The sequence below is a fragment of the Nostoc sp. genome (genome assembly GCF_036919575.1).
Taxonomy (GTDB): Bacteria; Cyanobacteriota; Cyanobacteriia; order Cyanobacteriales; family Nostocaceae; genus Nostoc.
Genome location: NZ_JBALBY010000076.1, coordinates 1 through 22,560 on the forward strand (window position 1 = coordinate 1; position 22,560 = coordinate 22,560).

The 22,560-nt window shown below is 43.1% G+C and carries 21 protein-coding genes; 6 read left to right on the plus strand and 15 right to left on the minus strand.

What is annotated here, in order from left to right:
- Positions 1-605: 605 nt before the first annotated feature.
- Positions 606-1,400, plus strand: a complete 795-nt coding sequence (tatC, locus tag V7K27_RS19805) for a twin-arginine translocase subunit TatC (RefSeq protein ID WP_334949797.1) — start codon at positions 606-608, stop codon at positions 1,398-1,400.
- Positions 1,401-1,973: 573 nt separating this feature from the next.
- Here the strand turns inward: tatC and V7K27_RS19810 are convergent.
- The 5 genes from V7K27_RS19810 to V7K27_RS19830 form a co-directional block, all read right to left on the minus strand.
- Entirely contained in the window at positions 1,974-2,942 is a 969-nt protein-coding gene (locus V7K27_RS19810; RefSeq protein WP_334949798.1) for a GGDEF domain-containing response regulator, read from the minus strand.
- A gap of 210 nt (positions 2,943-3,152) precedes the next feature.
- Positions 3,153-3,938, minus strand: coding sequence for a DUF4058 family protein (locus V7K27_RS19815; protein WP_334949799.1), 786 nt, complete (start codon positions 3,936-3,938; stop codon positions 3,153-3,155).
- Between the two features lie 510 nt (positions 3,939-4,448).
- Positions 4,449-7,427, minus strand: coding sequence for an ATP-binding protein (locus V7K27_RS19820; RefSeq protein WP_334949800.1), 2,979 nt, complete (start codon positions 7,425-7,427; stop codon positions 4,449-4,451).
- A 372-nt stretch (positions 7,428-7,799) separates the two neighbouring features.
- The gene (locus tag V7K27_RS19825) at positions 7,800-7,973 is read right to left on the minus strand and encodes a hypothetical protein (protein WP_334949801.1); all 174 of its coding nucleotides are present in this window, start codon (positions 7,971-7,973) and stop codon (positions 7,800-7,802) included.
- Between the two features lie 70 nt (positions 7,974-8,043).
- On the minus strand, positions 8,044-8,352 hold the full coding sequence (locus tag V7K27_RS19830) for a DUF3067 family protein (RefSeq protein WP_334949802.1): 309 nt from the start codon (positions 8,350-8,352) through the stop codon (positions 8,044-8,046).
- A 229-nt stretch (positions 8,353-8,581) separates the two neighbouring features.
- On the opposite strand from V7K27_RS19830, the gene petC reads away from it, so the two are divergent.
- The 5 genes from petC (at position 8,582) to V7K27_RS19855 (ending at position 12,518) form a co-directional block, all read left to right on the plus strand.
- Positions 8,582-9,121, plus strand: coding sequence for a cytochrome b6-f complex iron-sulfur subunit (gene petC, locus V7K27_RS19835; RefSeq protein ID WP_334949803.1), 540 nt, complete (start codon positions 8,582-8,584; stop codon positions 9,119-9,121).
- A gap of 113 nt (positions 9,122-9,234) precedes the next feature.
- Positions 9,235-10,239, plus strand: a complete 1,005-nt coding sequence (petA, locus tag V7K27_RS19840; RefSeq protein WP_334949804.1) for a cytochrome f — start codon at positions 9,235-9,237, stop codon at positions 10,237-10,239.
- Between the two features lie 256 nt (positions 10,240-10,495).
- The gene (locus tag V7K27_RS19845; RefSeq protein WP_334949805.1) at positions 10,496-10,846 is read left to right on the plus strand and encodes a DUF6717 family protein; all 351 of its coding nucleotides are present in this window, start codon (positions 10,496-10,498) and stop codon (positions 10,844-10,846) included.
- A gap of 124 nt (positions 10,847-10,970) precedes the next feature.
- Positions 10,971-11,657, plus strand: a complete 687-nt coding sequence (locus tag V7K27_RS19850; RefSeq protein ID WP_334949806.1) for an SAM-dependent methyltransferase — start codon at positions 10,971-10,973, stop codon at positions 11,655-11,657.
- Positions 11,658-11,831: 174 nt separating this feature from the next.
- Positions 11,832-12,518: a Uma2 family endonuclease gene (locus V7K27_RS19855; RefSeq protein ID WP_334949807.1), complete on the plus strand. Its 687-nt coding sequence runs from the start codon at positions 11,832-11,834 to the stop codon at positions 12,516-12,518.
- Between the two features lie 57 nt (positions 12,519-12,575).
- Here the strand turns inward: V7K27_RS19855 and V7K27_RS19860 are convergent, their stop codons facing one another.
- The 10 genes from V7K27_RS19860 to purN all read right to left on the minus strand — a co-directional run bounded on the left by V7K27_RS19860 (position 12,576) and on the right by purN (position 22,467).
- Positions 12,576-13,751 carry an RNA-guided endonuclease InsQ/TnpB family protein gene (locus V7K27_RS19860; protein WP_334949808.1) on the minus strand — a complete coding sequence of 392 codons (1,176 nt, stop codon included), beginning with the start codon at positions 13,749-13,751 and terminating at the stop codon, positions 12,576-12,578.
- A 423-nt stretch (positions 13,752-14,174) separates the two neighbouring features.
- On the minus strand, positions 14,175-14,372 hold the full coding sequence (locus V7K27_RS19865) for a DUF6887 family protein (RefSeq protein WP_334949809.1): 198 nt from the start codon (positions 14,370-14,372) through the stop codon (positions 14,175-14,177).
- Complete coding sequence (locus tag V7K27_RS19870; protein ID WP_397321426.1) at positions 14,356-14,547, minus strand: DUF6888 family protein; 192 nt, start codon at positions 14,545-14,547, stop codon at positions 14,356-14,358. The genes V7K27_RS19865 and V7K27_RS19870 overlap by 17 nt, the downstream gene beginning before the upstream one ends.
- 47 nt (positions 14,548-14,594) lie before the next feature.
- Positions 14,595-16,184 carry a glycoside hydrolase family 57 protein gene (locus V7K27_RS19875; RefSeq protein WP_334949810.1) on the minus strand — a complete coding sequence of 530 codons (1,590 nt, stop codon included), beginning with the start codon at positions 16,182-16,184 and terminating at the stop codon, positions 14,595-14,597.
- A 392-nt stretch (positions 16,185-16,576) separates the two neighbouring features.
- Positions 16,577-16,831 carry a hypothetical protein gene (locus V7K27_RS19880; protein ID WP_334949811.1) on the minus strand — a complete coding sequence of 85 codons (255 nt, stop codon included), beginning with the start codon at positions 16,829-16,831 and terminating at the stop codon, positions 16,577-16,579.
- A gap of 391 nt (positions 16,832-17,222) precedes the next feature.
- On the minus strand, positions 17,223-17,738 hold the full coding sequence (locus V7K27_RS19885) for a hypothetical protein (RefSeq protein WP_334949812.1): 516 nt from the start codon (positions 17,736-17,738) through the stop codon (positions 17,223-17,225).
- 208 nt (positions 17,739-17,946) lie between these two features.
- A complete protein-coding gene (locus V7K27_RS19890; protein WP_334949813.1) occupies positions 17,947-19,476 on the minus strand; it encodes a bifunctional aminoglycoside phosphotransferase/ATP-binding protein in 1,530 nt (509 codons plus the stop codon).
- Between the two features lie 82 nt (positions 19,477-19,558).
- Entirely contained in the window at positions 19,559-20,158 is a 600-nt protein-coding gene (locus V7K27_RS19895) for a 50S ribosomal protein L25/general stress protein Ctc (protein ID WP_334949814.1), read from the minus strand.
- A gap of 90 nt (positions 20,159-20,248) precedes the next feature.
- The gene (locus V7K27_RS19900; RefSeq protein WP_334949815.1) at positions 20,249-21,592 is read right to left on the minus strand and encodes an adenylosuccinate synthase; all 1,344 of its coding nucleotides are present in this window, start codon (positions 21,590-21,592) and stop codon (positions 20,249-20,251) included.
- Positions 21,593-21,804: 212 nt separating this feature from the next.
- On the minus strand, positions 21,805-22,467 hold the full coding sequence (gene purN, locus V7K27_RS19905; protein ID WP_334949816.1) for a phosphoribosylglycinamide formyltransferase: 663 nt from the start codon (positions 22,465-22,467) through the stop codon (positions 21,805-21,807).
- Positions 22,468-22,560 lie beyond the last annotated feature (93 nt).

Below are 22,560 nucleotides of genomic sequence, written 5' to 3' on the forward strand. Positions count from 1 at the left end.
GGTTAGGGTGGGGTAACGCGGATCGTGATGAGAAGTCAAAGAATTGAATATCACGTTTTGACAAGGGTTTCACGTTAAGTTGACACGCATGAGCAATGCTGTGCCCCTACCGCGTGGTCTATTTACTCACTCCTGAATTCTTCTTCAACGGTTCCACCCTTTTTTAGGTTAGGCATTGCTTACAAGATCGCTTCCTATTAACTTATGCAGATGTAACCCCAAAAAAACAGGACAAAAAACCCACAGCACCCAAAAACATATCTTAGTAGCTGCATTCCCCAGATAAAATAATAAAGAGTGCTGAGTCACCGAAATGATCGATGACCGACAAAGACTCATGATACAAGCCCATAAATAAATGATACTGTTGACAAATTGATAGGAAGTCTAACCCATCAGCCCCAATCCATCTTAATTTCTTTAATTTTAGTGCGTTGAAACGCACTTTAGCTATTAGCCCGCAATTTATTGCCGGGACCGAAAGCAACGCAAAACCAAAGTTTTAGGAATAGAGAGTTTAACCCCTCGTAAATTGACCAACAGTATCATAAATTTAAGGGATTGTAATGCATGAATTTTGAATTTTGAATTCGGAGCGAAGCAACGTGACGCCTTCACAAGACGTAGATACTGTAAACGTTCCCAACATCGACCCAGAGGAATATGGTAACTCAGACACCGATCCTCTTGATGAGTTACCAGGTGAAATCGAAATGTCCCTTTTCGACCACCTAGAAGAGTTGCGACAACGGATTTTCTATTCGTTAATTGCCGTAGTGGTGGGCATTATTGGCTGTTTCTTTGCCGTTAAGCCCATTGTCCAGTTACTTGAGGTTCCAGCGCAAGGAGTAAAATTTCTCCAACTTGCACCCGGAGAATATTTCTTTGTCTCCCTCAAAGTAGCAGCCTACACTGGGTTCATCCTTTCTAGTCCTTTTATTCTTTACCAGATTATCCAGTTTGTGGTTCCAGGACTGACTCGCCGCGAACGCCGTTTACTAGCCCCTGTGGTTTTGGGTTCGAGTGTGTTATTTGCAGCAGGGTTAGTATTTGCCTATTTACTCCTTATCCCCGCAGCGTTGAAATTTTTCATCAGCTACGGAGCAGATGTAGTCGAACAACTTTGGTCAATTGATAAATATTTTGAATTTGTGCTGCTACTATTATTCAGCACTGGTTTAGCATTTCAAATTCCGATCATTCAACTGTTGCTGGGTAATTTGAGCATTGTCTCGTCAGAACAGATGGTTTCTGGTTGGCGTTACGTGATTATGGGAGCAGTGGTTTTAGGAGCCGTTCTGACACCTTCTACTGATCCTTTAACTCAAAGTCTCTTAGCTGGAGCAGTTTTAGGGCTTTATTTCGGTGGTGTTGGACTGGTGAAGCTTACAGGTAAATAACATAGAGATTGACCGTGCCAATTTTAGATTTTAGATTTTAGATTAAAGAATTGAAGAATTAAAAATTATTTCGGTTCATGCCCCGTCCCTCGTGGGCGGAACAAATCCAAAATCCAAAATTTAAAATCATAATGCCTCGTACCCTTGTGGTCTCTTTCAATCCAAAATCGGCAATCCCTTCTCCCAAGGGGAGACGCTACGCGAACGGCTTGGTGCAGTCACTCATGGGGGAAACCACGCCAGATGCTTCAAGTCGGGCATTGCCCGCCCAACGCACTGGCTCCCCAAGACCGCGCTGCTTCACCAAAATCCAAAATTGTTTGACTTGGAGAATTCTTCTTCAACTGATGTCAGTCAATTACAAAGAAAGGCAGAGGGCAGAGGGCAGAAGGCAGAAGGCAAGAAAGTATAATGAGAACTAAAGTTTCAGAGTTTAAAGCTCAGTAAAAATAAATAATTATACCGAGACTGCTTGCAGCGAGGTATAAAATGTCCAAGTTTTCAATCTCACCCAATTAACTTTCTTGGGTTCCTTCTGCCTTCTGCCTCCTGCCTTCTGCCTTCTGAAGTTGCTTACTTTGTTTTATCTACGAAGCGTTTAGCGCGTTTATCATCATACATTAGCTTGTCAGCCTGTTCTATCAATTGTTGTAGTGAAATATTGTCATTTAAGGCGCATTGCGTGACACCAACACTTATGGATAGTTGATAGGAGTGATTATGCTCTTGATTAAAGCGATCAATATTTAGTTGCAATCGAGGATAAAATTCGTCTATATTCCTGGACTCGGCAGCAACTAATACTACAAACTCGTCTCCTCCTATACGGGCAATAATATCCGAATCACGGAAGGTTTGCTTTAATATTTTGGCTGTGTCAAAGATCATTCTGTCTCCTACTTCATGCCCTTGAGAGTCATTAATTTGCTTTAAACCATCTATATCAACAAACAAAAGACAACAGAACATTTGTATGCGTTGGACAATTTTGAATTGCTGATTTGCCAGCCAAAAGAAACCACGTCGATTATATAGTCCTGTCAACTCATCAGTTACAGATAGCTCCCTTACGTCTGCTTCAGCCTTCAGGCGTTCCTGAATTTCATACTCTAGGCGTTGATTTTGTTCAAGAAGTTGTTGGTATTGCTGTTTGATGAGTAGCTGGTTTCTGACCCGGATTAGCACTTCAAGTTCTTGAAAGGGCTTGGTTATATAGTCTTGTCCACCTAGTTCAAATGCCTGCACTTTATTATCGATTTGGTCAAGGGCACTAATAAAAATAATTGGAATTTTATCTGTTACTTCTGATGCTTTTAACTTTTTACAAACCTCATAGCCATTCATTTCCGGCATATTGATGTCAAGCAGAATCAGATCGGGCGGATGTCGAGAAGCAGCTTGTAATGCCATTTTCCCATTGAGGGATTTACGGATAATATAACCCTGCGACTCTAATATTTTGGTTAACAGTCGTAGATTGTCGGGGGTATCGTCCACGATTAGGATATTGGTTTGGGAAGGGGATTTAAGTAAATTAGCCATAGGGGGGGAACTTCTTAAATTGCATTAGACGTAGACGTAGGTTGGGTGGAGCGGAGCGCAACCCAACTGATTATCAGCATGTTGGGTTACGCAAAGCCTCCAACGCCACTTGCTACAACGCGGGAAACCCGCGCAACGCAGTGGCTCCCCAACAAAGCAATTTTTTTTGCTCTCTTCAATTTTGAATTTTGAATTTTGAATTTTCAATTGTTAACTCCTTAACCTTTGTTCGCGCAAAAGGGTATCACACCATACAGCATCTTCTCGTTTTAAGGGTGGTACTGATTCTTGATTATAATCAATCGCTAAGTAATATCTAGCACGATTATATATACCATGCAATAAGGTTTGCAAATCTACAATCGGTTCTGTATCTTCTGACTGTAACGGTAATGGAAATATGGGAATCGTTTCTCTAATGCTAAATCCGTATAATTTAGCTTGAGGACGTGTTTCACTTCTGCTAACAATAATTTGATAATCTGTTACAGGAACTTCCCCTAAAATTGACATCGGTTTTCCACTTCTGAGTAAATCAATTTCGATTAAGTGAGAAAGACTAGCTAAAACTTGTTTGCGTTTCAGTTGATATGCTTTTCTACCTTCGCCTGGGCGTTTATTTTTCGGAGATAAAACTTCGATAGATGTCACCACAAAACCTGTATAAACTTCTCGAATTTCTAAGTAATTTTCTGTAATATGTTCAGGTAATGGGATGATCACCGTGATGCCTTCTGATGTCGCTGTTTGGGTAGCAGTTGATGAATATTGCGGCGGTGATGTTTGTTGAGAAAAAACAGAAACATCAGGTATACCAACTAATACAGAATCTGAGCGATCGCTTAAATAAGTACGTTGTTCAATTGCAACTCGATAGTGTGGAGGAATATTTTCCTCAATAGTATCTGCGATCGCTGTAATCAATCGATGATGTACTTCTGACCAAAACACAGGATTTTCTAAATAAGGATTCATTCCGGGAAATGGAGAATTCATAGTTTGACTATCCTGAAATTGAGGGATTGGGATGATTCTAAATTAATTCTCTTCTTTTCCATTCCTTTCCCGCTTCCCTAAGAGGATGTTTGAAAAGTCCCCTTGTCGGTATAAAATAGTTTTAGATCCCCCTAAATCCACGCCACGTGCTTCAAGTCGGCAGAGCCGCCCAACGCAGTGGCTCCCCTTAAAAAGGGGGACTTTGATTCCGGTTCCCCCCTTTTAAGGGGGGTTAGGGGGGATCTAAAAGTACCTAAAGTCACGGCGAAACACTTTTCAAACAACCTCTAAGCGATCGTGTATACACAAGTTTTTCTCAACGCAATTGTCGGTTTATCGGAGTAGCGCAAAAAACCTCACCCTGGTTATGCTACGCAAAACCTGTCCCTCTCCTTAGTAAGGAGAGGGATGTTTACCAGGACAGGGTGAGGTTTTCCAAGCATTTCGGGTAATTGGATCGCTTGTGTGTACATCGGTTTCTAGTATACTTTGCGACTTTTCAAACATCCTCTAAGTTTGGGTAAGAGTTGCGATCGCCTCCATCTGGAAATTATCCACTAGAGATTTCAGAGCATTAGCAAGAATTTGCTGCTGGTTGGGGATTTGAGCAATGAGATTATAGAGTTCGCCATCGTTGAGATCCAGGGCTGCATGATGTACCTGAATAATCCACTCTGGCGACATTACCTGTAAATCTTTGGCGGTTAGGGATTTATGAAGTAAGGTTTGCTGGTCTAACCCCGGTAAAGCTTCTTCGCGGTAGCGGTAGCGGACTCCCAAATAGTGGGCAATCCGATCAAATAGGACAGGTTCTAGAAATGGTTTGGTGATGTGGTCGTTGCAGCCTGCTTGAATGCTGGTGGTGTAGTCTTCCTCAAAGGCATAGGCTGTCACCGCAATAATCACCACCTCTTTACCTCCCTCCATCCCTCGAATTTGTCGGGTACTTTCATAGCCATCAATCACCGGCATTTGAATGTCCATTAAAATCAGGTGGGGATGCCATTCTGACCAGAGAGCGATCGCTTCCTTTCCATTCTCGACTGCACGAACCTCGAACCCAACTAATTCTAATAGCCTGACGAGCAACAGACGATTTTCTCTAACGTCTTCCGCCACCAGAATGCGATAAGTGGGCTGTCCCGGTTCCAGACCGATAACAGCGCGAGTCGTTTCCGACGTGGTGATATCCATTGAGCTTACTAGACTCAGTAAAACCTCACAAATGAAGGTTGACTGCTGATTCAGAATGCTTCGCGCTGTAATATCACCACCCATTAAACGGGCAAACTGACGGCTAATCGATAAGCCTAAGCCTGTACCTTTAGCCTGGCGGCCTGATTCTGTTTGCGTGAAGGCTTGAAACACAGCCTCAATATCCGACTGAGCGATACCACATCCAGTATCTTCAACTTCCAGATGAAGGGTGATGATTGGTTTGGAATCATCGGTAGAAATTGAATCAACTCTCCCGTTCAAAGCTTGTAATCGCAGGGTGACACTGCCTGTTGTCGTAAATTTAATCGCATTGCTTAAGAGGTTGAGGATAATTTGGCGCAGTTTTGATTCGTCACCATATACATAGCGAGGAACGCTGGAATGCAGTTCTGTTCTGAGATCAATTTTTTTCTCTAAAGCTTGCAGGGCAACCATATCTGTGATCGAGTGGATTAGGTGATGCAAATCGAAAGAGTTTTCTGTTAGGTGTAACTGACCCGCTTCAATTTTGGACATTTCCAACACATCGTTGATCAGAGTTAGCAAGTATTCTCCACTGCGGCTGATGATGCCTAAATCCTCTTGAAACTCAGATGGAATCTTCTCGCTACGGTTCATCAACTGAGTAAATCCCAAAATGGCATTCAGGGGAGTCCGCAGTTCGTGGCTCATTTTAGCAAGGAACTGGCTTTTGGCGCGGTTAGCGATCGCGGCTTGTTCTGCGGCTTGTTCTAGGGCAATCTGGGAAAACTCCAGCACTGCCAACATCAGCGTATTTCGCATCTCAGTAGCGGCTTCCACTTCCGCAACCTCCCAAGGCAAGGAAGTTTCTCGCACCGTTTCCTTCCACATTGCAAAGGACTTCCGGGGAGACAATTGCATCTCTCCAATTTCGTTGATTGTTACCGTATCCTGGGGTTTGCCTGCCCAATTCACCGTCTGGATTTGCTCCGGTCGAAACCAGATAATGTGGTAAGACTTTCGTTTGGCATGGTTGAATAAAATTGAAATTGCCAGAATGCCGCTAGCTTGATCTTTGAATGCCTCCGCTTCTGGATATAAACGTGAGACGGAATCGGTAGCAAACACTCGTTCCCCCTTATGTTGCACCAACCACATCACCAGATCCTGCACCTGGGTAGCCGATGGCGTTTGACCAAGTAATGTCAGATGACCATCAAGCAAAATCGCGGCTCCTTGAGCATGAACTAGAGAAAGCAAGTGAGAAGTATTTCGGATCAACACTTGCTCAATAAAATTGGACTCCTGCAATAACGTCTGTTGCAGTTGATCCTGAATCGCTTTCACCTGCCTTCGGTAAACATCCGATTCTCGGTCTTGCTGATGCACCACTTCGATGGAGGCAAACTGCCCTAAAAATTCACAGGCTTTGCGAGTTTCATAATCCAATAGTTTCGGGCTGTAGTGGTGACAGGCAATTAATCCCCAAAGTCCTTTGTCGTTGATCAACGAAATCGTCATCGACCCAGTAACGCCCATATTCTGCAAGTATTCAATATGACACGGATACACGCCTCGTAACACAGAATTACTCAGATCAAGGGGTGTATCCGTCGGAGGATAATTGGTGGGAATCAGGCAGACAGGGGTGTAATTGATATCGGGAATGAATCGCATCCAGTTGCGGTAAAACAACTTGCGGGCTGCCTCCGCAATGTCTATGGCCAAATAGTGCAGTCCCAGGTAGCTTTCTAAATGCTTCTGTTTCTCCTCCGCAATCACCACGCCACTGTCGTCTGCCAGAAAGCGGTAGATCATAACCCGATCAAACCCAGTCATTGCTTTGACTTCTCTGGCAAGGGTTTGAGCCAAATTCTTCAGGCTAGTGGCATTACGGAAATTGGCGATCACGGCTTGCAGGCGGTGATATGATTGGATTGAATCGATGCTTTTGAGCGATCGCACAGGTTCTAGTTCCACGATCACCCCATCTAATATCCGGTACATCACACCTGTAAATGCCTGATTTTTCTGTTGCCCATCAGTCTCGGCAACCCGCCGCGTTTTTAGCTCAAACGGATTATAAAGCTCCAAGTTATCTTCAGCCAGATAGCCAGCAAGTCGCCGCACTTGAGCGCGGGAAAACAACCTGTGTAAAGGTTGACCCAGCAATGCTTCTGCTGAAATCCCAAAAAACTGTTCCACATTTTCACTAATCTGCAAGATTGTGAGCTGTGGCTCTTGCAGCATCAGCAACATTCCATATGGCTGAATATAACCGGGAGCATACACTGATTCATCACTGCACACTTTTAAAGCCGTCAATATAGACGTGATCGAGGAGGGCGAGATCGGATTTGGTGATTGCATAACTGAGGTAAGCAGTTTTGGAAATCAAAAGTTGTGAATCTAAAAATCGAAAAGTTTTTTTTCTTTCAGAGTGATACCCCTGCGGAGTCGTTGCACGAACGCGATCCGCTAAAACCTCTGTGGGAGGGTAGTTTTACTTTTTGAACTTCATCGTTGAAGAAGAATCCAGAATCCAGAATCCAGAATTCAGAATTCAGAATTCAGAATCAATATTTCGGCAGAGCTACGTAACCATCAGTCGGGGATTGGGACCAGCGACTGAATTGTTGCACCACAAAACAAGAAAATTTGATGGGGGTGCAAAAACGCCGATTATTCATCCGCCAGTACTTCGACAGAGCTACGTAACCATCGCACAGAATACCCAACTGAATTCTGACTCCTGACTCCTGAATTCTGTTCGATAAAATGCAAAACTTCATTCTGTATCAAGCTTCCCTCTCCTTTATAAGGAGAGGGATTGAGGGTGAGGTAAGGCCCGGACATAAATTATGTGTTATTTAATTCTTATTCTTAAGTTGAAAATTCAGACAACGAAAATTGTCTTGAATCAGTTTTATAATATCCATTCGGAAGCGCGATCGCCCAAATCTAGAGGAATGCTGACAGCTTTGCCGAGGCGGGGGCGATCGCGTGTTTGGGCAATAAAAGTTTGTACTTGTGTTGACCCACCCAAGCCATGAAGATAATTGGCAATGCTATCAAGATGCTCTTGGTACTCTGCCTCGCTCAAGGGAAAAGAAGCTTGCTCCAGATATTTCCACATTACTTGCAAAAATATCTTTCCTTGTGTCCGCCGCAACTGGACATCGTAAGAATATCCCCACTTATCAAGCAATATCTGGCGTAATTCCTGTCCTGTCATAGCTTTTCTCAATCAGATTTTACATTTAGTTATGATGTTAAGTTCCGTGACTCCAGTATGATAAGGATATAAAGAAATGTAATGCTAACAGAAAAGATGCTAAATATATCTTGGAACAGAGAAGTCTGGCATCGTTGTGAGCGCTAGCATTTCGACTTAGACAAGAGTTGCTCAAGTACTAGTACTTTTGTCAAAATGCTTAACAAAATACACAAAGAGCGCGTAGATTATGGCTCAATTTTCTGAATCAGCAGACGTGCCTGATATGGGGCGTCGTCAGTTCATGAATCTGCTCACTTTTGGGACTGTGACTGGAGTGGCTCTGGGTGCATTGTATCCCGTTGTCAAGTACTTTATTCCACCCGTAACTGCTGGCGCCGGTGGCGGTGCAACGGCAAAAGACGAGCTAGGTAACGATGTTAGCGTCAGTAAATTTCTCGAAAACCGGAATGAAGGCGATCGCAACCTAGTCCAAGGACTAAAGGGAGATCCTACCTATATTGTGGTAGAGAGCAAAGAAGCGATCAAAGATTATGGCATTAACGCCATCTGCACCCACTTAGGTTGTGTCGTCCCCTGGAACATTGCTGAGAACAAATTTAAGTGTCCTTGTCACGGTTCCCAGTATGACGAAACTGGTAAGGTTGTTCGGGGACCAGCACCTCTGTCTCTGGCTTTAGCCCATACCAAAGTAAACGACGACAAAATCGTTTTGACCCGTTGGACTGAAACCGACTTCCGCACCGGTGATGCACCTTGGTGGTCTTAATAATTTTGTCATTAGTCCTTAGTCATTTGTCCTTTGTTCAGGGCTTAATGACTAATGACTAATGCCCAATGACCAATGACTAATGACTAATTCAATCGTTGTCCTTATTAGAGATGAGAAATGTTTTCTTAACAGCGAGGTTAACTCGCAGTGCTAGAGCGATCGTCAAAATATTGCTCATAGCGATCGCTACTGTGACATTTTACTTCACCAGCGATCTAGCTCTTCCCCAATCTGCTGCTGCTTATCCCTTTTGGGCACAGCAAACCTATCCCGAAAGCCCCCGCGAACCAACCGGGCGGATTGTTTGTGCCAACTGTCACCTAGCAGCCAAGGTTACAGAAGTGGAAGTTCCCCAATCGGTGCTACCTGACACTGTATTCAAAGCTGTGGTGAAAATCCCTTACGATCTGGGCGCCCAGCAAGTTGGTGCTGACGGTTCTAAAGTTGGCTTAAACGTCGGTGCAGTCCTGATGCTACCAGAAGGCTTTAAGATTGCTCCTGAAGACCGTCTTTCCGAGGAACTTAAAAAAGAAGTTGGCGACACTTCCTTCCAACCCTACAGCGAAGACAAAGAAAACATCGTCATCGTCGGGCCTTTACCCGGTGAACAGTATCAGGAAATCATCTTCCCAGTTCTTTCTCCCAACCCCGCAACCGACAAGAATATCCACTTCGGTAAATATTCAGTTCACGTAGGTGGTAATCGGGGACGCGGACAAGTTTATCCCACTGGCGAAAAGAGCAACAACACTGTTTACAACGCTTCCGCTACTGGCACAATTACCAAGATTGCCAAAGAGGAAGATGCAGACGGTAACGTTAAATATCTAGTCAACATTCAACCCGAATCTGGTGATGTTGTCGTTGATCCGATTCCTTTAGGCCCAGAACTAATTGTTTCCGAAGGGCAAACAGTTAAGACTGGTGATGCTTTGACCAACAACCCGAACGTCGTCGGTGGATTCGGTCAAAAAGATGCAGAAATCGTACTGCAAGATGCTTCTAGAGTCAAATGGTTGATTGCGTTCATCGCTCTTGTAATGTTAGCTCAAGTTATGCTAGTGCTGAAGAAGAAGCAGGTTGAAAAAGTTCAAGCTGCTGAGATGAATTTCTAAATTCTCTGCTAAATCATTACTTGTAGGACAGGCATCTTGCCTGTCTTTTTTAATGTTAGTTACACGAAACCTAGAAATTTGGGATTTAACTTCGTGAAAAGTTAGATCCCCGACTTCTTTGAGAAATTTGGGATCTAACTTTTCACGAATGATTTAGGATTGCTATATAGATTTATCATAGGGAACATTGCTGTACCCCTACCAACATATTTGTATCATTATTAAAGTGAAACGGTATTAACTGCTAGTAAACTTTATGAACTCAATCATGGTTATTCATCCCTATAAATTCGGTGAGATGTGGGTGTTTGACGATGACAATGTAGGTTTAGTTCGAGAGCCTTTCGTGGCAGGGGCGGACGAAATTATTGAAAGAATGGTGTCACACATTCCAGATGCAGAGTCAGGGTTCAGTTTGATATTTTCTGCATCTCCTTTTCCGGGCTATCAACTCAAGTTTGACTGGCGGCGTGAAGAGTATGGAGGTAACTGGTATTACAGTGGAGATTTAGATCGGGAAGGATGGCTTTGCCCTGCTCTATTTAAGTATTTCGATGAGGCTCCCCAAGAGTTTTACGCTCAGTTCAAAGCAAAAATAAACCGATAATGTTAATGAAGGTGATGAAGATGATAGCATTAATTATGATCAGCCTTTTCCTTGACTTAAATAAGCTCAACTCCATAACTAAACACCCTAGTAGGTTGGCAATTTACGGGAATTATAATTATCTATGAAATTAAATGAGGTTGTCCCCTGGGGTAGATGTCTTGAAGAGTACAAACTGATGTTTGCCTTATCAGATGCAGACCGGAACATGAAAATTATTGGGTGTGGCGATGGACCTGCCAGCTTCAATGCTGAAATGACAGAACTCGGACATTCAGTTGTGTCTATTGATCCTATCTATCAGTTTTCTGCTGAACAAATCAAAAAACGAGTTCTAGAAACTTACGAGCCAGTCATAAACCAGACTAAACAAAATTCAAACCGCTACATTTGGAAGAACTTTCGTAATGCAGATGAACTTGGTTATGCCCGTCTGAGAGTGATGGAGAAATTTTTGTTGGACTATGAAGCTGGTAGAGCAGCAGGGCGCTACTTGCCACTATCTCTACCAAATCTAGAACTAGCTAATAATCAATTTGGGTTATGTGTGTGTTCCCATTTCCTCTTTCTTTACTCTGAGCAGCTATCACTCGATTTTCACATCGCATCTATTCATGAACTCCTGAGAATCTCTCCAGAAGTGAGGATTTTTCCATTGTTGAAACTTGATTGTGAAGTATCACCCTATATTGAGCCAGTGATCCAAACGTTTTCCAGTCACGGATTTGATGTAAAGGTTCAGCCTGTTCCTTACGAATTTCAAAAAGGCGGCAACCAGATGTTGAAGATTATAACCTGTGTGAGCGGATAAATATCATTTCAAGAAGCACAATTGCAAACCTGAGATTTAATAAAAACAATGTCTACATCTGGCTACGCCTACGCGATTTGGAGTTTTTGGTGATTTCTCAACCTTCCAGTTATGGCGATCGCATTTTGAGCGATAGTATTGAATCTAGCCCTAGTTGAGTTGAGGTATTAGTCCGTGACAGTCTCAATAGAGTATATCCCCGTTACCACGATTGAGTACCCAGATGAGGACGGTAAGCCAATGGCCGAAGGTGATTTACAGTGCAGTTACTTGACTTATGCAAGAAATGTGCTAAAGATTTATTTTCAAAATCACCCAGATGTATACGTCGCTGGTAATCTATTTATTTACTACGAAAAAGATTATCCAGAATCGGTTGTCGCCCCAGATGTATTTGTAATCTTTGGAGTGGAAAACCGGGACAGACGCTCTTACAAAACCTGGGAAGAAAATAATCAAACCCCAGATTTTGTCCTAGAGATTACCTCAAAAAGCACCCGCAGTAAAGACCAAGGTGCAAAGAAAGGAATTTACGCCTTTTTGGGAGTGCGTGAATATTTCCAATATGACCCCACAGGCGATTATCTCAATCCCCAACTCCAGGGTTTACACTTGCTCGATGGGAATTATTTCCCAGTGGCAACTAATACCTTGCCAGATGGTACTGTATCCTTACCTAGCGAAGTTTTGGGGCTAGAGTTGCGCCTGGAAGCAGGAAAACTGCGTTTTTACAATCCAGCTGCGGGTCAAACACTCCTAACTCATGAAGAGGAAGCAGCAGCACGACAAGCCGCAGAAGAAAAGGCGCAAAGATTAGCTGCTAAACTCCGAGAATTAAATATTGATCCAGATAGCCTTTAGGTGACATACTCCACACACTCCCCTTTCAGGGTGAGTGTGGGCTTCTCAACGACTCTTCTATGAAGACATTAATTGAGCTTTAAGGGCGTGTGTCCCACGCGCCTTTATGTTTAAAGAAGCATTTAGATCCCTGCACAAACTGATATTACAATTAGGGCAACTGTGCGTTCTTTGAGATAATGGCTTTTTGACCTTATGACCACAATTAGAACATTCCTGACTAGTGCCGAATGGAAAAACAGCTATTACTTTTAAACCAGCATTTTCGGCTTTGTTTAAAAGTATGGTTGTAAACTGTCCCCATGCGGCATCGTTGATACTTTTAGCCAACCATGTTTTAGCTAGTCCTTTAATATTTACTTTTTCTACTGCGATAACATCATACTTTTTCAGCAAGTTGTTAGCGGTTTTGAAGTGAAAATCCTTTCTGGTATCAGATACTTTTTTATGCTGAATACCCAGCTTTTTAATAGCCTTTTTACGACGATTAGAACCTTTTTTACGACGAGAAACACGGCGTTGTGCTGACTTTAATTTACGTTCAGCTTTGCGTAAAAACTTTGGTGCAGCAATTCTTTCATCTTCTGACGTGACGATGAAATCAATCAAACCTACATCAATACCAACAATATTTGCATCATTAAAGTCAGGTTTAATTGTTGGAACTGTTTTATCATCAAGACTTAGAGTTACATAATACCCGTCTGATTTTTTGGTGACAGACACAGTTTTAATATCAAAACCGTCAGGTATTTGACGATGAACAATTACTTTTATATCGCCTATCTTTGATAGCGTAATCTTGTTGTTATTAAAATGATGTTGCTTAAACTGAGGAAACGTAAATGTTTTGTATTGATTAACTCCCTTAAATCTAGGTCTACCCGATTTTTTACCATTAACATCTCCTTTCAACCACCTATCAAAAGTTATTTCAACTTTCTTGGGGACTTCCTGTAGAACTTGAGAGTGTATCCCTTTGTACCAAGGACGGTCTTTTTTTAGTTGGGTTAATGATGCTTTTTGGTTGTAATAATTGGGTTGTTCTTTTAACTCTGGTAAATGGCAAACAACAAGGGAGCATCTATCAACAGGAGAACGGCATTGTTCATACCAATTAAACCGTTGAGCAAGCAAATAATTATATTGATGCCGCAACATTTCTAGCGTTTTATCAATTTTTTCAGCTTGTTCTTTATTGGGTTTAATTTTGTACTGGTATGAAGTTCGCATTTGTTTTGTCTCCTTACGAACTATGATAACATAAACGTAACGCCAATGGGGGACAGGATGAAAATAAAAAGGTTAAATGTTAGGCTTTCAGACAGGAGATATTACAAGCTTCAGTCTTATGCAGCAACTGCGGATAAAACTATCACGCAGTTATTGGAAGAATGGATAGATGGTTTGCCAGTGGTTAAAGAAATAAAATAAATATTTTGGTAAAAACGAAACTATTGTTTTTATTTGTTCCTGCTACGCAGAAAAGCAATAAAGACAATGTTTCGTTTTTACCTCGCATTCATCTCAACACCGAATCAAAGATTACGGTGTGAGGCTTCTGCTGTCTGAGCTAAATCCGGCAGTGTTAATAAAATAATCGGGTGAGTATGATTTACCCACCCTAATTATGCTTACTGAAGTTAGACAATAATTTCAAAGCTCTCCATTAATCTTGCGCCTGATAATTTCCATCTGGGCTTGCATATCAGCTTCTGTCACAGGCATAGGATAACCTTTGGAATTAGGGTCGCGTTTGCTCATCAAAAAACGTAGAGCTTCAATGTCTTCGTGGTTTTCCACAACGTAAGCTCTCAACTCTGAAAAACTCATTTGCTCATAATTCTGGTTCATTGACAAAATCCCATATCCCATTACTTAGTACAATGACTTGGAGTTCATCTCCAGCCAGGATGTAAACTTGCCCTGTTTTGTCGTCAAATCGAAATAAGCGGATATCTTTGTACAGATTTGACAGCATTTGACAAACCCTTACACAGGCTAAGGCTTGCTCTGTTGTTGGTAAAATAAACGCTCCTCACTACTAATATAAGGTGAGCATTGCCCACCCTAGTACTACAACGGACGGTAGACGCGATAGTTGATTTCGGGGAAAATATTATCCATTAACTCGACTTTTTCTAGCCAACCACTGTCAATTTTGCCGATTTTCACGTCTTCGTAGAGCTTATTGAACCGCATCAGATGCGATCGCGTCCGTCTGACTGCATAGGGTACCATAGTTCCCGTCCGCATAATAAATGCCCAGTCAGAAGATTGTGCCAATAACAATTCCCGCGCTGCTTGGTTCAATGCTCTCCATCCCAACTCATCCTCTGGTTCCAGGTGCGATATTTCAATCATCCGTTCAGCAGCTTTGTGCAAATGCGGATAAACCCACGCGTTCGTTTCGTTCAACCAATACTCGTGGAAACCCTTGAAACCCCAACTTGACTGCGAAGGCCGACAGACTTGCTGAGTTGGCTGATCTCGCAAATAGTCTGCTAAATGGGTCATTTGATATGTTCTTTGGTCATACCACGACTTGCGGAATAGGTAATCGATGAACCAAGGACCTTCATACCACCAATGTCCAAATAACTCTGCGTCATAAGGCGAAACGATAATTGGCGATCGCCCCATTAGAGCATAGAGATTCTCCGATTGCCGCTCTCGGTTATACATAAAGTTAGCAGCGTGTTCTGCTGCCTTTTCCTTAGCCCAATAGGGATCGTAGAGCGCCTTATCTGAAAGTCCTAAACCGCGTCCAGTAATTTTATGATATTTAATCCCCGTATTTTTTCGCTGACCATTGGGCATAATGTAGGGCTTGATGTACTCATATTCTGCTTCCCAGCCCAAATCTTTATAAAATTCTCGATATTCCGCCGCCCCAGGATAGCCCACCTCAGAAGACCATACCTGTTGGGAAGATTCATGATCTCGACCAAAGACAGCAACACCACTTTCTGTATAAATTGGGGCATAAGTGCCAAAGCGCGGACGGGGACGGGCGTAAAGGATGCCATGCCCATCAGTGAGGAAGTAGCGTAACCCAGCATCCGCTAGCATCCGGTCTAAACCTTCATAGTAGGCGCATTCCGGCAACCAAATGCCTCTGGGTGCTTGTTCAAAGGTTTGCTCGTAATGTTCGCAGGCTACCTGGATTTGCGCCCACACTGCTTCTGGATACATTTTCATCAACGGCAAATAGCCGTGAGTAGCGCCGCAAGTGATGATTTCCAGGTTGTTACTGTCTTGGAACTTCTTAAAAGCTGTCACCAAGTCACCGTTGTAGCGTTTCCATAGCTGACGCGCTTCGCTAAATTCAGTAGTGTAATGTTCGGCTAAATAACGAAGATGCCCGTTATTGACATTATGTTCTGCTTCTAGTTGTATAAGTTCTTCTAGTTGAGCTAAGTGTGCTTCATAGCGTTCTTGAAGCAGAGGATCGCGAAGCATCGACACTAGAGGTGGTGTCATACTCATCGTGATTTTAAAGTCGATACCGTCTCGCTTTAAGCCTTCAAATACTTTCAATAAGGGGATGTAGGTTTCTGTGATGGCTTCATAGAGCCATTCTTCCTCCAGCACGTAGTCGCTTTCCGGGTGACGAACGAAGGGCAGATGTGCGTGGAGTACAAGCGCGACGTAGCCGATAGCCATAGTGATTTTGGGGTGATACTTGTAAGTTGAAGGTCGAGAGGTTGGGCAGAAATCAACAATATTTTAAGACTTTATGGGGATCGTAAGAATAGTTTTAGAGCAGTTTTCAATTGAGTTTAAAGCTTTGTGCCAATCTTTAGTCCCGTTGTCATTCCTGTTCTAGTTGTTGGTTGGCTTGTTGCAGTATAAAAATCGGGTTTCTAAGTTACAGTACTGAATGGCACTAAGATAAGGAAAATGATCGAGGCAGCAGAGGAGCGGAGGATCTCTTGAAAAAGAAAAACTCTTTTGGCCACCCTGGGAACTTCTCTGTTTGTGAGTGGAGAAATTAGCGCCTGGTATATTCTCAATAACCGTCATCAGGCTTTCTTGACGCGATCGCTCAAAGTTGATTAAGTTAAGTTAAATAACCTGCTAACACTAAGAATTGTTGGTAGTAAATCTTTACTCTCAGCACCTCTGTTGATAGACATCTCCAAATTTAGCATCATAGTCACTGCTTTAGCTAAACCAGTGATGCTTGTATTTGCTACTTCCTGACGCAAATAGTAAATGCGATTAGGATTGCTGGTATTACACAGTTGACCTAATTCACTATCTTTCTTAACCTTGAACAAGCTGCTGTAAAGTTGCCAAATCAGTATCACGCCACTGCTTGAGGTGGCAATTTTCCACAATCACCAGTTTTTTACCACCAGTCAGGGAACGAGTGCGAGCTATGCTGAAGGTTTATTCAAATCTGGCTTGAGCTTTTGCTCCACAAGAATTTCACGATACTTACTTTCTTTTAGATTAAAGAATTGAAATTTAATCCCAAATCGTCAATCCCTTCTCCCAAGGGGAGACGCGCAAGGGACGGCTTGGTGCAGTCACTCATGGGGAGCCACTGCGGTGGACGGGAACGCCTGCATAAAGGAGCCAGGCGCTAACAGCGGCTCTGCCGACTTGTAGCGACTGGCGTCAAGTGGCGTGGAAACCCCCTGTTCCCGCGCTGCTTCACCAAAATCCAAAATTGAATTGCCCTGTTTGGCCAAATTATTACTTTTCCCAAAACCTGAAATTGAAACTACTACCAGGAGTGCGACGGTAACGGCGGGCGGTTCTTCTTGTTTGCCGTTTGTTGATCCTATCGTTTGTTGGTTCAACTTCGCCCTCTTCTGACTCTTCTGACTGTTCAACTTGCAACTGAGTTCTAGTTGTTTCCTTACTTCCCCACCAAGCAGTAATCCAGCCTCCAGCGAAAGCGCCTATTCCACCTAGCAAGATACTCATCGGTGCTGGATACCCTAAATATACAAAGCCAAGCATGAAAAATAACCAGTATTTCAGTCCTGTATCGACACCATCAGAGGAGGCGACAGTTGGTGCCTGGGCGCTATTACTGGTTACATTTGTGATCCAGCTTAAGATGAAACCGCCCATGATTCCTAAGAAGATGCTCAGGGCTGGTGCAGAGCCGGTCATTATTAATATAAATGTTAAAAATGCCCCAAACAACAGTTGAGAAAAGAAGCTGGGAGAAATACTGAAAAAGTCGTTCTTTTTGTCTGCCATAGAGTAAAAAAAGCTATTCTATTAAGGAATAAGAATTAAATAACATACAATTTATGTCCCTGGCTTACCTCACCCTCAATCCCTCTCCGATATATTGGAGAGGGAAGCTAGAGACTTGCATTTTATTTTATCCACGTTTCTAACTAATTACTAACTCGTAATTCGTAATTTTCGATTCAATTACGAATTACGAATTACGAATTACGAATTATTTTAATTGTGCCTGTTGTGGTTGAGTTGTATCCAAAATCTTTACGTAGGCTTGTTCTTCTTCAGTGAAAGGTTCAGCTTGTTTGATTTGTGAGGCTAATAAATCGGCGGTAGCATCAGCAATATCACCAGTACGATTGTTCAAACGCTCTTTTAGAACTTCTAGCGGTGCTGTGCATTGGATAATCTGAATAGAAAGTTGGTGCTTTGTAGCTTGAGCGATCGCTTCTTGCCGTAACTGCTGTCGATCATATTTGGCATCCAAAATTACCGAAAATCCTTGTTTAGCCAGGATAATTCCCAATTCCAACAGCCGTGTGTAAGTTTTCTCGGTCATCTCCGGTGTATACAAATCATCGCCACCCTTTTCCCACAGGGAAATTCCCCCTAAATGTTTCCGCACCGCGTCCGAACGAAGGTGAATTGCTCCCTGTTGACGGGCTAAATACTTCGCTGTGGTACTTTTACCAGAACCCGACAACCCCGACATCAAAATTAGTTTTCCCAGCTTTGGTTTAGTGTAGTCCCAAGCCTGTTTGTAATAGTCAGAGGCGGTTTTTGTCGCTTCTGCCTTTACCGTCGCGGGTACATTCGGATCGTCTAGCAAAAAAGATGTCACCTTTGCCCGGACATAAGCCTGACGACTTAAATACAAAGGCAGCACTTGTAAGCCTTCCCAGTCTCCAGTTTGCTCTACGTATGCATTCAAAAAAGCATTACCCAAGTCTTTGCGCTGCCGCGCTTCTAAATCCATCACCGTGAACGCCACATCATACATCACATCAACAAAGCGAAACGGCTCATTAAACTCAATGCAATCGAACAGCAGAATTTTATCGTGCCACAGCGCAATATTTCTCAGGTGTAAATCCCCGTGACATTCACGAATATAGTCGTTGTGAATTCTGCTAGCGAATACTTCTGGACGATCTGCAAAAAAGTTATCTGTATATTGCTTTGTTTCTACAAATTGTTCCTGAGTCTGGGGGCCACCAATATACTTATCAGTTTGCTGATAATTCTCGTCAATTGCAGCCCGAACTTTTGGCACTTCACCAAAACTGCGAATATAATCATTCGTCTGTGCTTGGGCATGGTATTGAGCCACTACCCGTCCCAACTCTTCTAAGTCTGTCTCATTTAAATTACCCTGTTCAAAAAGTGAACTTAATAGCGACTCTTGAGGAAACTGGCGCATCTTCAGCACGTATTCTACAGCCTCGACGTTTCCCCCTAGCTGATATTGCTCCCCTACCTGAGTTATGGGCAAAACTTCTAAATACAGTTCACCAGCACCCCGTTGATTTAACCGTAACTCTTCTTGACAAAAATGCTGCCGCTTATCTAAGGTAGAAAAGTCCAAAAAGCCAAAATCCACAGGTTTTTTCAGCTTATAGGCATAATCCCCAGTTAACAGCACATAAGAAATGTGGGTTTGAATTAGTTGAATAGGTTCTGTCACCGTATGGGGATAAAATCCCGGCTGCAACATTTGCTGAATTAAAGCTGGAAGAGTCACTTCTGTCATCTCTGGCCTCTGCGGTTCAAATACAAAAAAACCAGGAGTTCCCTCCTGGCATCATCAAGAATTATTACACAGTTTACCTAGCTTAAGAAGCTGCTTCAGTTTCTGTCTCAATATCTTCAGCGCTGATTTGCGGTGGCAAAACGCTGACAACAAGTCGCTCCGATTCAGCTAGAGGTGTTACACCTTCAGGAAAAACTATATCACCAATACTCAAGCTGTCTCCAATTTGCATGTTAGAGACATCGATTTCAATCACATCTGGGATGTTTTCTGGCGCACAACTTACTTGCAATTCAGTGATTACGGTGTCTAACACACCACCATCTTGTTTAACACCAACAGCAGTTCCCGCAAAACGGAAGCGAACTTCTACAGTGGTGTCACCGTGTCCTGCAACCGCGAAAAAGCTGAGGTGGTAAGGGGTACCTTTTGCTGGATGGATCTGAAGTTCCCGCAGCAGGGCTTTGCCGCGCCAAGGTACATCAGCAACGTTTAAATCAATTAAGGTGTTGTTGACTGAAACCCTTTTGAGCAAGCGCTCAACAGTTTTGGCCTCAATGGTCAAAGAAATTGACTCTGTACCTTTATGACCATACAAATTGGCAGGTATCAGCCCAGAACGGCGCAAAGCTCTTGGCTTGCTGCCTTCTGGACGTTTTTGAGATTCGACTGTAATAGCCATAAAATTTGTCCTTTGTCAGTTGTCAGTTGTCATTTGTCCTTTGTCATTTGTCATTTGCTAATGACCAATGACAAATGACTAATGACTAATTTATGCACTAAGTAGGGTAGCAGGTGTACCGTCGGCGTGCAATAAAGCGCGTTTGGGCCCGTGGATGGGGTCTTCGACAATTATGGTTTGATCGCGGCTAGCCCCTAATGAAACGATCGCAATCGGAACTTCCATTAATTCGGCTAAGAATTTTAGATAGTCCAGTGCTTGCTGTGGCAAGTCTTCTAGGGTGCGGCAGTCAGTTGTTGACACTCGCCATCCTGGTAAGGTTTTGTAGATGGGGCGACATCTGGCAAATTTACGGGAACTTGTGGGGAAGTGTTCGCTGCGATCGCCATCTATGTCATAGGCGACACAAACTTGGATTGACTCTAATTCATCGAGAACATCCAGTTTGGTCAGCGCCATACAATCCATGCCGTTAATCCGCACGGCATAGCGACCGATGACGGCATCAAACCAGCCACAGCGCCGTTTGCGTCCGGTGGTTGTGCCAAATTCGGCACCGCGATCGCACAACAATTCTCCCAACTCTCCATGCAGTTCGGTGGGAAATGGCCCCTCTCCCACACGGGTTGTATAGGCTTTCGACACCCCAATTACCCGGTCAATCATTGTCGGTCCTACCCCTGTACCAACGCAAGCCCCACCCGCCACAGGGTTAGAGGAGGTGACATAGGGATAAGTTCCGTGATCTAGGTCAAGGAGCGTACCTTGTGCGCCTTCAAACAAAATATTGCGCCGACGCCCAATCGCATCAGATATTTTGTACGATGTATCAACAACGTAAGGCCGCAAGCGTTCTGCATACCCCAAATACTGTTCAATCACCTCTTGTGGATCTAGAGGCGGCAAGTTGTAAAGCTTTTCTAAAATGGCGTTTTTATAATTAATCGTCCACTCCAACTGCTCACGTAGCCCATCGGGGTCCATCAAGTCTAAAACCCGAATGCCTATACGTTCAGATTTGTCAGCATAAGTCGGCCCAATGCCCCGACCTGTTGTGCCGATCTTATGGCTTCCCCGTCGTTCTTCAGATGCCTGGTCAATCAACCGATGATAAGGCATCGTTACGTGGGCTGTCTCAGATATCAGCAGGTGGTCAGTGGAAATATTTAATTCTTTTAGTTGGTCGAGTTCTGCGATCAAAATCTGTGGATCGATGACTGTTCCACAGCCGATAATGCAATCGGTATTTGGATACAAAATACCAGAGGGAATCAAGTGCAGCTTAAAGGTCTGACCTTTGACTACAATTGTGTGTCCAGCATTTACACCCCCTTGGTAACGTACCACAACATCTGCCGACCGGCTGAGTAAGTCAGTTATTTTACCTTTTCCTTCATCGCCCCATTGGGCACCTATGACAATGACGTTAGCCAAGAGCTTATCTTAAGAAGTAAAGTTTCCACAAACTATAATTAATAACATATTGCTTTAATTATGTCAAGCTAATTGTAGAACAATTTAGCAGAATTCAGAATTCAGAATTCAGAATTCAGAATTCAGAATTCAGAAGTAAAACAGGCTTTATACTTCGCTTTGGGACAAATCGTTCTGTAGTTCACTTTCCTTGAAATCTGCTGTATGTATTTTTACGTGAGGCTGAGTGTAACTTTTGACGAATCAGCTGCTAGAGCAATCGCTAGTGGCAAAATCCGATGTTCCTGAATTTGAATCCGGGCGTGGAGTGTTTCTGCTGTATCATCCGGCAGCACTGGTACTGCGGCTTGGATCAATATTGGGCCACTGTCCATTTCTAAACAAGCTATATGCGCTGTACAACCAGTGATTTTTACGCCAGATGCCAAGGCTTGTTCTACAGCATGGATTCCCTTGAAACTAGGTAACAAACTCGGATGGATATTAATAATTTTGTCAGGAAAGGCATCGATGAATACTGATGTTAACAATCGCATCCAACCTGCCAAAATCACCCACTCTACATCGTAGTGCTGCAATGTCTGCACAATTTTCTGATCAAACTCTTCTCGACTTTTATCGTTGCGGTGATTCAATAAAACAGCTTCTACACCTCTATTGGCTGCTTTTACGGCTGCTTTAGCTGAAGGGTTATTGTAAATTAAAACTTGAATTTGAGCATTTAGCTGCCCATCTTGGATAGCTTGAGCAACTACATCAAAATTGCTGCCATTCCCAGAAGCCATAATTCCCAGTTTTAAAGGGGCGACTTGTTGGCAAACATCGCTAATGCTGGGAGAAACCAAGCTAAGGGTAGAATCAAGGCAAAGGGTCATAACAGCTAAGAAGGAAAACTTATAGATGCCAAAAATATATACTAAGTCGTCGTTGGATAATCATACAGTAGCTGCCTGGACTTTTCTCACATA